This is a genomic window from Paracidovorax valerianellae (genome assembly GCF_900102625.1).
Lineage (GTDB): Bacteria > Pseudomonadota > Gammaproteobacteria > Burkholderiales > Burkholderiaceae_C > Paracidovorax > Paracidovorax valerianellae.
Map to the genome: position 1 here is coordinate 131729 of NZ_FMZC01000003.1, position 14356 is coordinate 146084.

At 58.1% G+C, this 14356-nt stretch carries 13 protein-coding genes, 1 tRNA gene and 1 pseudogene; 9 read left to right on the top strand and 6 right to left on the bottom strand.

Annotated features, from left to right (window positions below):
• The first annotated feature begins 13 nt into the window (after positions 1-13).
• Positions 14-1339: a polyamine export protein PaeA gene (gene paeA / locus BLT03_RS05860; RefSeq protein ID WP_092741295.1), complete on the top strand. Its 1326-nt coding sequence runs from the start codon at positions 14-16 to the stop codon at positions 1337-1339.
• A 69-nt stretch (positions 1340-1408) separates the two neighbouring features.
• Here paeA and BLT03_RS05865 read toward each other — a convergent pair whose 3' ends face one another.
• Positions 1409-2077 (bottom strand): lytic transglycosylase domain-containing protein, encoded by a 669-nt coding sequence (locus tag BLT03_RS05865; protein WP_092741297.1) that lies wholly within the window; start codon positions 2075-2077, stop codon positions 1409-1411.
• Positions 2074-3816, bottom strand: a complete 1743-nt coding sequence (locus tag BLT03_RS05870) for a proline--tRNA ligase (RefSeq protein ID WP_092741299.1) — start codon at positions 3814-3816, stop codon at positions 2074-2076. The genes BLT03_RS05865 and BLT03_RS05870 overlap by 4 nt, the downstream gene beginning before the upstream one ends.
• 91 nt (positions 3817-3907) lie before the next feature.
• On the opposite strand from BLT03_RS05870, the gene BLT03_RS05875 reads away from it, so the two are divergent.
• Entirely contained in the window at positions 3908-4615 is a 708-nt protein-coding gene (locus BLT03_RS05875) for an RNA pyrophosphohydrolase (protein ID WP_245711258.1), read from the top strand.
• 51 nt (positions 4616-4666) lie between these two features.
• Here BLT03_RS05875 and proB read toward each other — a convergent pair whose 3' ends face one another.
• The 4 genes from proB to rplU all read right to left on the bottom strand — a co-directional run bounded on the left by proB (position 4667) and on the right by rplU (position 7670).
• Positions 4667-5812: a glutamate 5-kinase gene (proB, locus tag BLT03_RS05880; protein ID WP_092741301.1), complete on the bottom strand. Its 1146-nt coding sequence runs from the start codon at positions 5810-5812 to the stop codon at positions 4667-4669.
• Between the two features lie 84 nt (positions 5813-5896).
• Positions 5897-6967: an Obg family GTPase CgtA gene (cgtA, locus tag BLT03_RS05885; RefSeq protein WP_092741303.1), complete on the bottom strand. Its 1071-nt coding sequence runs from the start codon at positions 6965-6967 to the stop codon at positions 5897-5899.
• A 119-nt stretch (positions 6968-7086) separates the two neighbouring features.
• Positions 7087-7344 carry a 50S ribosomal protein L27 gene (rpmA, locus tag BLT03_RS05890; RefSeq protein ID WP_092741305.1) on the bottom strand — a complete coding sequence of 86 codons (258 nt, stop codon included), beginning with the start codon at positions 7342-7344 and terminating at the stop codon, positions 7087-7089.
• A gap of 14 nt (positions 7345-7358) precedes the next feature.
• Positions 7359-7670 carry a 50S ribosomal protein L21 gene (gene rplU, locus BLT03_RS05895; protein ID WP_092741307.1) on the bottom strand — a complete coding sequence of 104 codons (312 nt, stop codon included), beginning with the start codon at positions 7668-7670 and terminating at the stop codon, positions 7359-7361.
• Positions 7671-7913: 243 nt separating this feature from the next.
• Between rplU and BLT03_RS05900 the strand changes: the two genes are divergently transcribed.
• The 7 genes and pseudogenes from BLT03_RS05900 (at position 7914) to zapD (ending at position 14343) form a co-directional block, all read left to right on the top strand.
• Entirely contained in the window at positions 7914-8843 is a 930-nt protein-coding gene (locus BLT03_RS05900) for a polyprenyl synthetase family protein (protein WP_092741309.1), read from the top strand.
• Between the two features lie 12 nt (positions 8844-8855).
• Positions 8856-8932 (top strand) — tRNA-Pro (locus BLT03_RS05905).
• A gap of 113 nt (positions 8933-9045) precedes the next feature.
• Positions 9046-10780 (top strand): annotated as a pseudogene (pilB, locus tag BLT03_RS05910) (type IV-A pilus assembly ATPase PilB).
• Between the two features lie 20 nt (positions 10781-10800).
• Positions 10801-12018: a type II secretion system F family protein gene (locus BLT03_RS05915; protein ID WP_092741311.1), complete on the top strand. Its 1218-nt coding sequence runs from the start codon at positions 10801-10803 to the stop codon at positions 12016-12018.
• On the top strand, positions 12018-12902 hold the full coding sequence (locus BLT03_RS05920) for a prepilin peptidase (protein WP_092741313.1): 885 nt from the start codon (positions 12018-12020) through the stop codon (positions 12900-12902). The genes BLT03_RS05915 and BLT03_RS05920 overlap by 1 nt, the downstream gene beginning before the upstream one ends.
• A gap of 1 nt (position 12903) precedes the next feature.
• Positions 12904-13524, top strand: coding sequence for a dephospho-CoA kinase (coaE, locus tag BLT03_RS05925; RefSeq protein ID WP_092741315.1), 621 nt, complete (start codon positions 12904-12906; stop codon positions 13522-13524).
• Positions 13525-13587: 63 nt separating this feature from the next.
• Positions 13588-14343: a cell division protein ZapD gene (gene zapD, locus BLT03_RS05930; RefSeq protein ID WP_092741969.1), complete on the top strand. Its 756-nt coding sequence runs from the start codon at positions 13588-13590 to the stop codon at positions 14341-14343.
• Positions 14344-14356: the final 13 nt, after the last annotated feature.

Sequence of the window (14356 nt, forward strand, 5' to 3'; positions counted from 1 at the left end):
CGCCTGACGTCCCATGACCCTCTCCCAAAGCCTCTTTGTCATCGGCCTCCTCATCGTGGCCAGCGCGTTCTTCTCCATCGCGGAAATCTCCCTGGCGGCATCGCGCCGCCTGCGCCTGCGCCAGATGGCCGACGAAGGCGACAACCGTGCGGACCGCGTCATGCGCATGCAGGAGCAGCCGGGCGACTATTTCACCGTCGTTCAGGTCGGGCAGAACGCCGTGGCCATCCTGGGCGGTATCGTGGGCGAAGGCGCGCTGAGCCCCCATTTCACCGAACTGTTCGCGTACTGGCTGAGCAACCCGCGGGCGGAAACGGCAGGGTTCCTGGCGTCGTTCACCATCATCACCTCGCTGTTCATCCTGCTGGCCGACCTGTTTCCGAAGCGGCTGGGCATGGCGAACCCGGAGCGCCTGGCACTGCGCGTGTCTGCGCCCATGAAGCTGCTCATGACGGTGCTGCGGCCCGTTGTCTGGCTGTACAGCCGCGGCGCCGACCTGCTGTTCCGCGTGCTCGGGCTCTCGTCGCTGCGCGACGACCGTGTGACTTCCGACGACATCCTGGCCATGATGGAGGCCGGCGCCCGTGCCGGCGTTCTGGCCGCCCGCGAGCAGCAGGTGATCGAGAACGTGTTCGAACTGGACACGCGCATGGTGGGCAGTGCCATGTCGCAGCGCGACCGCATCGCGTACTTTCTGCGCGACGACCCCGACACCGTGATCCGCGCCCGCATCGCCGAAGAGCCGTTCTCGACCTATCCCGTGTGCGACGGCGACATCGACCACGTCGTGGGCTACGTGGATGCCAAGGACCTCTTCCAGCGTGTGCTGAACAACCAGCCCATCTCACTGGCCGACGAAGGGCTGGTGCGCAAGGTGCTCATCGTGCCGGACCGGCTGTCGCTGTCGGAGGTGCTGGAGCAGTTCCGCCAGGTCCACGAAGACTTCGCCGTCATCGTCAACGAATACAGCCTGGTGGTGGGCGTCGTCACGCTGAACGATGTGATGAGCACCGTGATGGGCGACCTCGTGGTGGGCCCGGCCGACGAAGACCAGATCGTGCGCCGCGACGAGAACTCCTGGCTCATCGACGGCGTAACCCCGGTCGAAGACGTGTTGCGTGCGCTGAATCTGGACGAACTGCCGCACGCCGAAGAGTACGAAACGCTGGCCGGCTTTCTCATGGTGATGCTGCGGCGCGTGCCACGCCGCACCGACAGCGTGAACTGGGGCGGCTACAAGTTCGAAGTGCTGGACGTGGACAGCTACCGCATCGACCAGGTGATGGTCTCCCGGCTGCAAGACGCCAACGGTGTCGCCATCGCGCCCAGCACCGCCTGAGCGGCGCCGGCATTCCGCGGCCAAGTCACCGCAGCCAAGTAAACCAGCAGAAAGCCTAAAGGCCTTGCGTCAGGCCGCTGCGGTCGTGATGCGGTCCTGAAAAATCCAATTGCGCTGTGCGCCGAACACTGCATCGGGGTACTGCGGCCGGCCCCGGCTGCCGTTGTATCGGCCCAGCGTCATGAACAGATCGCCGCGCTCGCGGTCCAGGTAATGGCGCAGGATCACGCAGCCGAAGCGCAGGTTGGTCTGCATGTGAAACAGCTTGCCCGCGTCGCCATCGCCGATCACGCGCGTCCAGAACGGCATGACCTGCATGTAGCCCCGGGCGCCCACGCTGGACACGGCAAACTTGCGGAAAGCGCTCTCGACCTGGATCAACCCAAGCACCAGGGACACATCCAACCCCGCCCGCTTCGACTCGTACCAGACGGTCTGCAGAAAGTCGCGACGCACTTCCCATTCCGGCTTGCGCCGGCGCAGCCGGTCGCTCATGGTGCCGAGCCAGCGCAGGTACAACAACCGGGCCTCGGTCGTACCGAATTGGGGCTCGGGGGGCGCCTGGTTCAGAACGGCGGAACTCAGCGCAGTGCGCACCGAATCGATCAGCGGCTCCTCCAGCTGTCCGCCCGCATGAGCGGCCTGCGGAGCCGCGAGCCAGGCGGCAGGCCCGGCGGACAAAGATACGAGGCAGGCCCGGCGCGAAACGGCCCCGGCCTTTCCTGGCAGTGCGCTCATGGTGCCAGCCGGCCCTTGACGTGCGCCAGGATGTCGGCCGTCGCCACCTTCGTGGCCGCGGTGTCGCGGCGGTGCTGGTACTCCAGTTGGCCTTCCTTGAGCCCGCGATCGGAGATCACCACGCGGTGGGGCACGCCGATCAACTCCCAGTCGGCAAACATCGCGCCGGGGCGCTCGCCACGATCGTCCAGAAGCACATCCACTCCCGCCGCCAGCAGATCGGTGTAGAGCTGTTCGGCTGCAGCCTTGACCTCCGCACTGCGGTCCATGCCGATGGGGCAGACGACCACCGTGAACGGAGCGATGGCGTCCGGCCAGATGATGCCGCGGTCGTCATGGTTTTGCTCGATGGCCGCAGCAGGCAGGCGCGTGATGCCGATGCCGTAGCAACCCATCTCGAAGAAAGCGGGCTTGCCGTCTTCGCCCAGGAACGTCGCGTTCATGGCCTTGCTGTACTTGGTGCCGAGATAGAACACATGGCCGACTTCGATGCCACGCTCGATCGCGAGTTCCCCCTGGCCGTCGGGCGAACGATCACCCGCCACCACGTTGCGCAGGTCGGACACCACTTCGGGCTCGGGCAGGTCACGGCCCCAGTTCACGCCCGTCATGTGGAAGTCAACGGCGTTGGCGCCGCAGATCCAGTCCGCCATCACGGCCACTTCGCGGTCCACCACCAGCTTCACGGGCTTTTGCAATTGCAGCGGGCCCAGATACCCCGGCTTGCAGCCGAAGTGATCTTCGATCTCGCCCACGGTCGCAAAGCGGAAGCCCGCCAAGCCGGGGACCTTCGACACCTTGATCTCGTTCATGTCATGGTCGCCGCGCAGCAGCAGCAGCCAGACCTGCGTCTTGGCGATCTCGCCGGCTTCGTTCGTCTCGTCGGTGGCCAACACCAGGGACTTCACGGTGGACTGCAGCGGCACGTCCAACAGTTGCGCCACATCGGCGCAGGTGCTCTTGCCGGGCGTCGCCGTCTTGGCCATGGGCTGCGTGGCTGCAGGGCGAGGGCCGGCCGGGGGCAATGCCTCGGCTTTTTCCATGTTCGCCGCATAGCTGCTCTGGGGGCAGTAGACGATCGCGTCTTCACCCGTGGCGGCGATGACCTGGAACTCTTCGCTCAAATCGCCGCCGATTGCACCGCTGTCCGCAGCGACGGCGCGGTAGGTCAACCCGAAGCGATCAAAAATGCGCCGGTATGCCTGGGCCATCACCTGGTAGCTGGCCTTGGCTGCATCCTGGTCGCGGTCAAAGGAGTAAGCGTCCTTCATCGTGAATTCACGGCCGCGCATCAGCCCGAAGCGTGGGCGGCGCTCATCCCGAAACTTGGTCTGGATCTGGTACAGGTTCTTGGGCAACTGCTTGTAGCTGCGCAGCTCCTGGCGCGCGATGTCAGTAACCACCTCTTCGCTGGTCGGCTGAATCACGAAATCCCGGCCATGGCGGTCTTGAATCCGCAGCAATTCGGGGCCCATCTTGTCAAACCGGCCGGTTTCCTGCCAGAACTCAGCAGGCTGGACTACGGGCATGGATACCTCCACAGCGCCAGCCCGGTTCATTTCCTCACGAACGATGGCTTCCACCTTGCGGATGACGCGCAATCCCATGGGCATGTAGTTGTAAATGCCTGCCCCCAGCTTCTTGATGAGGCCCGCCCGGGTCATCAGCTTGTGGCTGACCACTTCCGCATCTGCCGGGGCTTCCTTGAGGGTGGATACGAAGAATTGGGACGCTTTCATTGGGGGGATTTCATGCAATTGCGCCCGGTCTGCTTGCTGCGCACAAGGCGCCGTGCATAATGGTCACAGTTTAAAAAATTGGGGTTAGATTATGCTTGACCGGGACGGCTTTCGGCCGAACGTCGGCATCATCCTGCTCAACCAGAAAAACCAGGTATTCTGGGGCAAGCGCATCCGCACCCACAGCTGGCAGTTCCCGCAGGGCGGCATCGACCGGGGGGAAACTCCCGAGCAGGCAATGTACCGCGAACTGCATGAAGAAGTGGGATTGCATCCGGGCCATGTGCGCGTGGTTGCCCGTACCAGGGACTGGTTGCGCTATGAGGTGCCTGACCGGTACATCCGCCGCGATGCACGCGGACATTACAAGGGCCAGAAGCAAATCTGGTACCTGCTGCAGTTGCTGGGGCACGACTGGGACCTGAACCTGCGCGCCACGAACCATCCTGAATTCGACGCATGGCGCTGGAACGATTACTGGGTCCCGCTGGACGTGGTCGTGGAGTTCAAGCGCGGCGTGTATGAGATGGCGCTGACCGAGTTGGCGCGCTTTCTGCCACGCCACGAGCAACGCAATCGCTACCTGCGCAGCGGCATGCGCTCCCGCGAAGGCGAAAGTCTTCCAAGCGGTATGCCGATGCACCGTGCGGGGTCACTGTTGGTCAGTCCTGGTATGGAAATGCCTCCTGGTGCCAGCTTCGATCCTGATCCACAAAAGAGCAAATCATCGTCTGCGCCTCCCGAGCAGGCCACAGGAATTCAGCTCTCTCCCGTCCAGCTGTCACCCAAGCTGGTTTGATGTTTACGGCCTTGTATCGAAGGCCGTAAACATTTCTGCCGAGTCTGGATTTCAGCTGGCCACCGCAGCAAGGACCATGTTGTCTCGGTGCACCATCTCCGGCTCTGCAACGTAGCCAAGCAGGCGCTCGAACTCAGTGGAAGGCTTGCGGCACAGCAAACGCGCCTCCGCACTCGCATAGTTGGCGAGGCCGCGCGCCACTTCCGTGCCAGCTTCATCACGCACCGCGATGACATCACCACGGGAGAAATCGCCCTCCACTCCCACCATGCCAATAGGGAGAAGGCTTTTACCCTCCGCCCGCAATTTGGCTGCCGCTCCAGTGTCCACGGTCACCGAGCCTCTGAGTTGCAAGTGGTCCGCCATCCATTGCTTGCGAGCCTGCTTTTTCTGCGTCTGCGCTACCAGGAGAGTGCCGATCGCTTCCCCTTTGGTGAGCCGCACCAGCACGTCGGGCTCTCGCCCCCAAGCGATCACCGTTGAGGCGCCAGATCCCGCAGCCCGCTTGGCCGCGATGATCTTGGTGATCATTCCTCCGCGGCCAATGCTGGAGCCCACGCCGCCCGCCATGGCTTCCAGCGAAAGATCACCCGCCTGGGCCTCATGCACAAATTGCGCATCGGGATTGCGCCGAGGGTCTGCGGTGTAAAGCCCTTTTTGATCCGTCAAGATGATCAGGGCATCTGCCTCGATGAGGTTCGCCACCAGCGCGCCCAGCGTATCGTTGTCGCCAAACTTGATTTCGTCCGTGACCACCGTATCGTTTTCATTGATCACCGGCACGACGCCCAGGCGCAGCAACGTGAGCAAGGTGGACCGGGCGTTCAGGTAGCGCTCTCGATCGGCCAAGTCGGCGTGGGTCAGCAGCACCTGGGCACTTCCCAATCCCTGCTCACGCAACTTGGTTTCGTACATTTGCGCGAGCCCCATTTGGCCAACCGCAGCTGCCGCCTGGAGCTCATGGATTTCGTGAGGACGAGTCGCCCAGCCCAAGCGTTTCATGCCTTCCGCGATCGCACCGCTGGAGACCATGACTACTTCACGCCGGGCGCCCGATTCACCACGCGCCAACGTAGCCAACTGGCGGCTCCATTCGCCAATCGCTGCCTCATCCAAACCTCGCCCTTCATCCGTCACAAGGCTGGAGCCCACCTTGACGACAATGCGGCGTGCGTCACGCAATATGCTGGAAACCATATGAAGAATAGTGACTGCTAGCGCACGCCAGGCAAGCGCTAGCAGCTATTAAATGAAGAGCATCAGAGAGGCAGAATTGCCTTGCTATTCAGGCCGATCACCCACAAACCGGAGATCCACCTCCTCAGGCACTTGCTCCGCCTTTTGCTGCGCTTGCACGTGCTTGAAAATGGCGTGGATCAATGATTCGCAGCCTTCACGCGTCAAGGCTGAAATCTCAAAGACCGGCCCTTTCCACTTGAACCGCTTCACGAAATCCTTCACCCGGGCTTCGCGCTCTTCCGTTGGCACCATGTCCAGCTTGTTGAGCACCAGCCAGCGCGGCTTTTCATAAAGACCCGCGTCGTACTTCTTGAGTTCGCCCACGATCGCTTTGGCCTGGGCGACAGGGTCCACCGCCTCATCGAAAGGCGCCATATCGATCACATGGAGCAACAGCCGAGTGCGCTGCAAGTGACGCAGAAACTGATGCCCAAGCCCAGCCCCTTCAGACGCGCCCTCGATCAATCCAGGAATATCCGCGACAACGAAGCTCTGTTCAGGACCCACGCGCACAACGCCCAGATTAGGGTGCAGGGTCGTGAATGGATAGTCAGCGATCTTGGGGCGCGCATTGGAAATGGCGGCGATTAAGGTGGACTTGCCAGCGTTGGGCATTCCCAGAAGGCCCACATCGGCGAGCACCTTCAATTCCAGCTTGAGACTTTTTCTTTCGCCAGGCCACCCTGGTGTTTTTTGGCGCGGTGCACGGTTGATAGCGCTTTTGAAACGCATATTTCCGAAACCCCCGTCACCACCCTTGGCGATCGTGATCACCTCGCCCGGGACCAACAATTCATAAAGCACTTCACCCGTTTCCGAATCGCTGATGATGGTGCCCACCGGCATCTTGAGCGTGATGTCGTCGCCTGCGGCACCGAACATGTCCGAGCCCATTCCATGTTCTCCGCGGCGGGCTTCATGACGTCGCGAATAACGGAAATCGACGAGCGTATTCAAATTGGGATCGGCCACGGCAAAGACGTGCCCGCCTCTGCCGCCATCCCCGCCGTTGGGTCCGCCGAACTCCTTGTATTTCTCATGCCGGAACGACACACAACCATTCCCGCCGTCTCCGGCAGAAATGTCGATAAAGGCTTCGTCGACGAACTTCATGGGTATCCAGTTTACAAAACAGAGTTCAGAAGGTACGCGCCATCGCTATCCGCGGCAAGCACTTCCAAAACGACAAAGCCCCGACAGGTCGGGGCTTCGAAAGCGTCAAAGGACGGGCTTTAAGCCGGCGTCACATTGACCGTGTGCTTGGACAGTGCGCCCTTGGTGCCGAACGACACGTGGCCCTCGACCAGTGCAAACAGCGTGTGGTCCTTGCCAACACCTACATTGGTGCCGGGATGGAACCGCGTGCCACGCTGACGCACGATGATCGAGCCTGCGCTGATCAATTCGCCACCGAAAGCCTTCACACCGAGCATCTTGGGCTTGGAATCGCGCCCGTTTCGCGTAGAGCCGCCGCCTTTTTTCTGTGCCATGACATCAACTCCTTTTAACCGGCGATCGCACCGATTTGCAGTTCGGTGAACTGCTGGCGATGGCCTTGGCGTTTCTGATAGTGCTTACGACGGCGCATCTTGAAGATGTGCACTTTGTCGTGTTTGCCGTGCGCCACGACAGTAGCCGTAACGGTTGCGCCGGACACCAGGGGTGTGCCAACCTTGATTTCAGCGCCGTTTCCGACAGCCAGAACCTGGTCAATCACAATTTCCTGGCCTACGTCCGCAGCAATCTGTTCTACTTTAATTTTTTCGCCGGAAGCAACGCGATACTGCTTGCCGCCGGTTTTTATGACCGCGTACATGTAAACCTCTTTGGATGGAGTTCTGCGGACGAATTTCCACAGAGCCTGCGACTATAGCACGGAGCTCTTTTTTAGCCAACTCAGCCACATCGTCCCCTAACGGACTTTTAGCAGCGGCGAGCGAACGAGACGTCAGGCTCACGCAAAGCGATTCCTATAATCCATTTTTCGTCGCTGCACACGATCATCTTGTCCACCACCACTTCCAGCACTTCTGCAACTCTTGCCCTGATCGCCGACGACATGCACGAGGTGGACAAAGTCATCGCCGCCCGGCTCGACTCGTCAGTCTCTCTCGTTGGAGACATCGCGCGGTACATCATTTCCGCGGGCGGCAAACGTTTGCGACCAGCTTTGCTGCTTTTGATGTGTGGATCGCTGGGGTACAAAGGCTTTCAGCGTTTCAATCTGGCAGCCGTGGTGGAGTTCATTCATACCGCAACCCTGCTGCACGACGATGTCGTTGACGAGTCCACTCTGCGGCGCGGACGCCCCACGGCCAACGAGAATTTTGGCAATCCCGCCAGTGTGCTGGTAGGTGACTTTCTGCACTCCCGCGCTTTCCAGATGATGGTCGATGCGGATGACATGCGCGTGATGCAGATTCTTTCCGAAGCCACTAACGTGATTGCAGAGGGTGAGGTCCAGCAACTCATGAACACTCACGATGCCACGCTGGATGAGCAAGGCTACCTGGATGTCATTCGATCAAAAACGGCAAAGCTCTTCGAAGCGAGTGCACGTCTGGCAGCCATTCTGGCCCGCAGTTCACCAGAATTGGAACGGGCCTGTGCGGCCTACGGACAGGCGCTCGGAACCGCCTTTCAAGTCATCGATGATGTACTGGACTACGACGGCGACTCAACAGAAATGGGCAAAAACCTTGGCGACGATCTTCGCGAAGGCAAGGTCACTCTGCCATTGATCATTGCGATGCAACGTGGGACCAATGACCAACGCGCCCTGATCGAAAGCGCAATCCAAACGGGGGCTGTAGAAAAACTGCCAGCCATCGTGCAAATCGTCAAAAGCACCGGGGCACTTGAGGCGACGCGGCATGCTGCGGCGCTGCAGGCACAGCAGGCTATTGATGCAGCCCTGCAATTACCCTCCAATCTCTACACAGAGGGCTTGATAGAATTGGCATCTCAGCTACTAGGAAGGCGGCTTTAACCGCCTTCAATTCGGGGTGTAGCTTAGCCTGGTAGAGCGCTACGTTCGGGACGTAGAGGCCGGAGGTTCGAATCCTCTCACCCCGACCACCTTAGTGCGCAGTTTCGTGGTTTAGCTGCAATCCTCCCACTTGATCCGTGGCCTGAACACCTCGGCAATGTTAGGATGGTTTCCTTTCCATCCACATGATTCTGCTGGTTACATGGCCGTTGATATCGCACCCAAAGAAGGCGCCGCAATTGCCTTGCCCGGCTTAGGCCGAGCTTTGATGTCAGCCGGCAAGCTGAGTCAGAAGTCAGCGGAAGACATCTTCCGCAAATCACAGATCAGCAAGACCAGCTTTATCGCTGAGCTGACAGGGTCTGGAGCTGTTTCAGCAGCAGAGCTCGCACACACTGTCTCGGCCGTGTTTGGTGCACCTCTGCTGGATCTTGAGGCGATCGATCCTCTTCGCATCCCAAAAGATTTACTTGACCCCAAGATTTGCCAAGCCTATCGGGTGGTAGCGCTCAGCAAACGCAACAATAGATTGATTGTTGCCACTGCAGATCCCACTGATCAGGAGGCTGCGGAAAAAATTAAGTTCACGACTCAGATGGGCGTGGACTGGATCATTGCCGAATACGACAAACTCATCAAACTCGTCGAAGCCAATACCAAATCAGTTGGCGAATCGATGGAGAGCCTGTCGAGCGGCGGCGATTTTGAGTTTGATGATGTCAAGGTAGAAGAGGCTCCTGATAACTCAGATGCAGGAGCCAATGACGTCGAAGACGCCCCCATTGTCAAGTTTCTTCACAAAATGCTGGTGGACGCATTCAATATGCGTGCTTCCGATCTGCATTTCGAGCCTTACGAACATCAATACCGAGTGCGATTTCGCATTGACGGAGAACTTCGCGAAATCGCATCTCCGCCGATAGCCATCAAAGACAAACTGGCATCACGCATCAAGGTTATTTCACGCCTAGACATTTCGGAAAAACGCGTTCCGCAAGATGGCAGGATGAAGCTCAAAGTCGGGCCTGATCGGGTCATTGACTTTCGAGTAAGTACTTTGCCAACCCTCTTTGGGGAGAAGATCGTTATTCGGATTTTGGATCCGAGCAGCGCGAAATTAGGAATTGATGCACTGGGATACGAGCCTGAGGAAAAAGAAAGGCTCATGCATGCGATTGGCCGTCCTTACGGCATGATCTTGGTGACAGGACCAACTGGATCAGGAAAAACTGTTTCCCTTTATACCTGCCTCAATTTATTGAACAAGGCCGGTGTCAATATTGCCACTGCCGAAGACCCTTCGGAAATCAACTTGCCTGGCGTCAACCAAGTCAACGTCAACGAGAAGGCTGGTCTGACTTTTGCCACAGCACTGAAGTCATTCCTGCGCCAAGATCCTGACATTATTATGGTCGGTGAAATTCGCGATCTTGAAACGGCAGATATTTCCATCAAGGCCGCACAAACTGTGCCACTTGGTATTGTCCACACTGCACACCAATGATGCGCCTACGACATTGACTCGAATGCGCAACATGGGCATTGCGCCGTTCAACATTGCCTCCAGCGTCATTTTGATCACTGCCCAGCGCTTGGCGCGCAGGTTATGCCCCGCTTGCAAAACACCTGCAGACATTCCTCATGAAACATTGCTTGAAGCGGGTTACAAAGACGAGGAAATCGACGGTACGTGGGTCACTTATAGACCTGTGGGTTGCTCCGCCTGCAACAACGGGTATAAAGGACGATTGGGTATCTATCAGGTGATGCCGATTTCAGAAGAAATTCAACGCATCATTTTGAGAGATGGGAGTGCCTTGGAAATTGCAAAGCAGGCAAAGGCGGAAGGTGTACGCTCCTTACGCGACGCAGGGCTTCACAAAGCCAAAATGGGACTGACCTCTCTTGAAGAAGTTTTGGCCGTTACCAACGAATAACGCGAGTCGCGAGGAATATTATGGCAACCGCCGCATCGAGGGATATCAAGGACTTCGTCTACGAGTGGGAGGGTAAAGACAGAAGTGGCAAGATTATTCGTGGAGAGGTGAGAGCGGCTGGTGAAAACCAAGTTCAAGCCACTTTACGCAGGCAAGGCGTGTTGCCAACCAAGATCAAAAAAAGGCGCATGCGCTCGGGCAAGAAGATCAAGCCCAAAGATATTGCATTGTTTACTCGTCAGATGGCCACGATGATGAAGGCCGGGGTGCCACTGCTTCAATCGTTCGATATTGTTGGTCGAGGCAATACCAATGCCAGCGTGACCAAATTGCTCAACGATATTCGAAGCGATGTGGAAACCGGCACCTCGCTGAATGCGGCGTTTCGCAAATACCCTATGTACTTCGACAGTCTCTACTGCAATCTGGTGGAAGCTGGCGAAGCGGCTGGTATTTTGGAAGCACTGCTAGACCGGCTGGCCATGTACATGGAAAAGACCGAAGCCATCAAATCGAAGATAAAATCTGCGTTGATGTATCCTATTTCGGTGGTGATAGTTGCTTTTGTGGTAGTGACCGTGATCATGATTTTTGTGATCCCAGCGTTCAAAGAAGTCTTTACCTCATTTGGCGCAGAATTACCAGCACCGACTCTCATAGTAATGGGGATAAGTGAAATATTCGTAAAATGGTGGTGGTTGATTTTTGGAGTAATAGGCGGTGGGTTTTATTTTTTCATGCAGGCTTGGCGGCGTAGCGAGAAGATGCAAATCTTTATGGATCGGTTGTTATTGCGCATTCCTGTTTTTGGTACGCTGATCGATAAATCCTGCGTTGCTCGTTGGACACGGACCTTGTCCACGATGTTTGCAGCGGGTGTGCCGCTTGTTGAAGCATTAGACTCCGTTGGCGGAGCTTCTGGTAATTCAGTCTATTCCATGGCCACGGAAAAAATTCAGCAGGAGGTATCTACAGGTACCAGCTTGACTGCCGCAATGGGCAATACCAATGTATTCCCGTCGATGGTGATTCAGATGTGCGCGATCGGTGAAGAATCTGGCTCGATCGATCACATGCTGGGCAAGGCTGCTGACTTCTACGAAGCTGAAGTTGACGAAATGGTCGCTGGATTGTCCAGCCTGATGGAGCCAATCATCATCGTATTTTTGGGGACCATTATTGGTGGCATCGTGGTTTCGATGTACCTCCCAATCTTCAAACTGGGCCAAGTCGTCTAATGGAATTAGGTGTCTGGGAGAACGCAGCCGTCTTAGGCCTGCTGGGTCTACTGATCGGTAGCTTCCTGAATGTGGTAATTCATCGCTTGCCAAAAATGATGGAGCGCCAATGGGCAGCAGAGTGCGCGGATTTTGTCGCGCTCACAGATAAGAATGAGGCCTCGGTACAAGCGCCGGTAGCGAATACTGAATCGTTCAACCTAGCGACCCCGCCATCACGCTGCCCATCATGCGAGCACATCGTGAGATGGCACGAGAACATTCCAGTTCTGAGTTATCTGTGGCTCAGAGGCCGTTGTTCCGCCTGCAAAATTCGAATCAGCCCCAGATACCCTCTGGTCGAGTTGGCCACGGGCAGCCTCTTTTTCTTTTGCGGTTGGCATTGGGAATTGACCCTCACGGCTGCAGCGTGGTGCGGCTTTTCGGCCGCCTTGATGGCATTGGCATTCATCGATTGGGATACCACTCTGTTGCCTGATGACATCACGCTCCCTTTGCTGTGGGCAGGCTTGATTGCCTCGGCGTTGCAATGGACCACCGTGCCACTGTTCGTATCCGTCATGGGTGCTGCGGCAGGTTATCTTTCCCTTTGGACGGTTTACTGGGCTTTCAAACTCGTCACAGGCAAGGAGGGGATGGGACATGGCGATTTCAAGCTGTTCGCTGCGCTGGGCGCATGGTTCGGCTGGCCAGCCCTGGTGCCCATCATCCTCATCGCCTCGGTGATTGGCGCGTTTGTAGGCATCGGAATGAAGTTCGCCAGCCAATTGCGTGAAGGCGGATATATCCCTTTCGGTCCTTTTTTGGTGGGCTCGGGACTCGCTGCAATGGTGTTTGGCCCAGAAACCATTCTGCAAGGATTGCTGCGCAGCTTGGGACTTTGACATGGAGTCTGAGCGACTGACTGCCCTCCGCGTGGGACTGACCGGCGGCATCGGCAGCGGAAAGAGTACGGTTGCCCAGATGCTGGTAGCCCAAGGTGCTGCTTTGATCGACGCTGATCACCTTTCGCGCCAGGTCACGGCGCCGCTCGGGGCCGCCATCGGCCCTATTCGTGAGGTCTTCGGAGATTTGCTGATCGACGAGCACGGAGCAATGCATCGCGAACGGATGCGAGAATTGGTGTTCAACGATCCAATAGCGCGCCAGCGGCTGGAGAGCATCGTCCATCCCTTGGTATCACAAGCGACCCAGACGGCAGTGGCGCATGCCACCCAAAACGGCACTACGGTGATCGTCTTCGACATTCCCCTGCTGGTCGAGTCGGGCCGCTGGACAAAGCAGCTCGACCAGATCTTAGTGGTCGATTGTTCGACCGAAACGCAAATCCAGCGCGTTCAGCAGCGCAACGGCTTGCCGCGCGCGACGGTGGAGGGCATTTTGGCCTCCCAGGCATCTCGAACGGCTCGGAGGGCGGCCGCGGATATCGTGCTGCACAACGATGGGGTTACTCTGGAAGGGCTGCAGACTGCGGTCCTGCAGATCGCCCGGCGGTTCGGGCTATGATGCGCGGCATATCGGATGCGCGAAGCTGGCAGCGCCAGCCGTGTGCCCCAGGAACCCTGCAGCGTGATCCTTTACGAATATCCCTTCAACGAACGACTGAGAACCTATTTGCGGCTTGAGCAGCTGTTTCGCCGCTTGGGTGAGTTGATTCCGCGCCACCATCCGCTGGACCATCACTATGCTCTGGTGACGGTCTTCGAAATCATGGATGTCGCGGCGCGCGCCGATCTGAAATCTGACGTGCTCAAGGATCTGGAAAAGCACAAGCACCAACTGGATGGCTATCGGGGCAATCCGTCGATCTCCGAAGCCGTGCTGGATGGAATCATTGCCCAGCTCGACCGCTGCTTTGCAGGGTTGAATGCGCAGAACGGCAAGGCAGGCCAAGCGCTGGCAGAGAACGATTGGCTGATGAGCATCCGCAGCCGGGTCGGCATCCCTGGAGGCACTTGCGGGTTCGATCTGCCCGCCTACTACGCGTGGCAGCACCATGCCCCAGAAAAACGCCAGCATGATCTGGAGTCTTGGGCGACCACCCTGGCACCGCTCGCAGAATCGCTTTACGTGCTTCTGAAACTGTTGCGTGATTCGGGTGTACCCCAGAAAGTGGCAGCCGACCACGGCCAGTTCCAGCAGACCTTGCCCCAAGGCCGCACCTTTCAACTATTGCGCCTGCGCATCGATCCTTCGCTGGATCTCATTCCGGAGATCAGCGGCAACCGCCTGATCGTCTCCGTCCGGCTGATGCGCCAGCATGCTGACGGAAAACTGCACGCCGCCAACGAAGATGCCGCTTTCGAACTGACCCTGTGCGCTTGAGCGCCCTGTGACC

Coding starts and splice junctions, on each gene's coding strand:
- paeA (WP_092741295.1), top strand. CDS start 14: ATGACCCTCTCCCAAAGCCTCTTTGTCATCGGCCTCCTCATCGTGGCC.
- BLT03_RS05865 (WP_092741297.1), bottom strand. CDS start 2,077: ATGAGCGCACTGCCAGGAAAGGCCGGGGCCGTTTCGCGCCGGGCCTGC.
- BLT03_RS05870 (WP_092741299.1), bottom strand. CDS start 3,816: ATGAAAGCGTCCCAATTCTTCGTATCCACCCTCAAGGAAGCCCCGGCA.
- BLT03_RS05875 (WP_245711258.1), top strand. CDS start 3,908: ATGCTTGACCGGGACGGCTTTCGGCCGAACGTCGGCATCATCCTGCTC.
- proB (WP_092741301.1), bottom strand. CDS start 5,812: ATGGTTTCCAGCATATTGCGTGACGCACGCCGCATTGTCGTCAAGGTG.
- cgtA (WP_092741303.1), bottom strand. CDS start 6,967: ATGAAGTTCGTCGACGAAGCCTTTATCGACATTTCTGCCGGAGACGGC.
- rpmA (WP_092741305.1), bottom strand. CDS start 7,344: ATGGCACAGAAAAAAGGCGGCGGCTCTACGCGAAACGGGCGCGATTCC.
- rplU (WP_092741307.1), bottom strand. CDS start 7,670: ATGTACGCGGTCATAAAAACCGGCGGCAAGCAGTATCGCGTTGCTTCC.
- BLT03_RS05900 (WP_092741309.1), top strand. CDS start 7,914: ATGCACGAGGTGGACAAAGTCATCGCCGCCCGGCTCGACTCGTCAGTC.
- BLT03_RS05915 (WP_092741311.1), top strand. CDS start 10,801: ATGGCAACCGCCGCATCGAGGGATATCAAGGACTTCGTCTACGAGTGG.
- BLT03_RS05920 (WP_092741313.1), top strand. CDS start 12,018: ATGGAATTAGGTGTCTGGGAGAACGCAGCCGTCTTAGGCCTGCTGGGT.
- coaE (WP_092741315.1), top strand. CDS start 12,904: ATGGAGTCTGAGCGACTGACTGCCCTCCGCGTGGGACTGACCGGCGGC.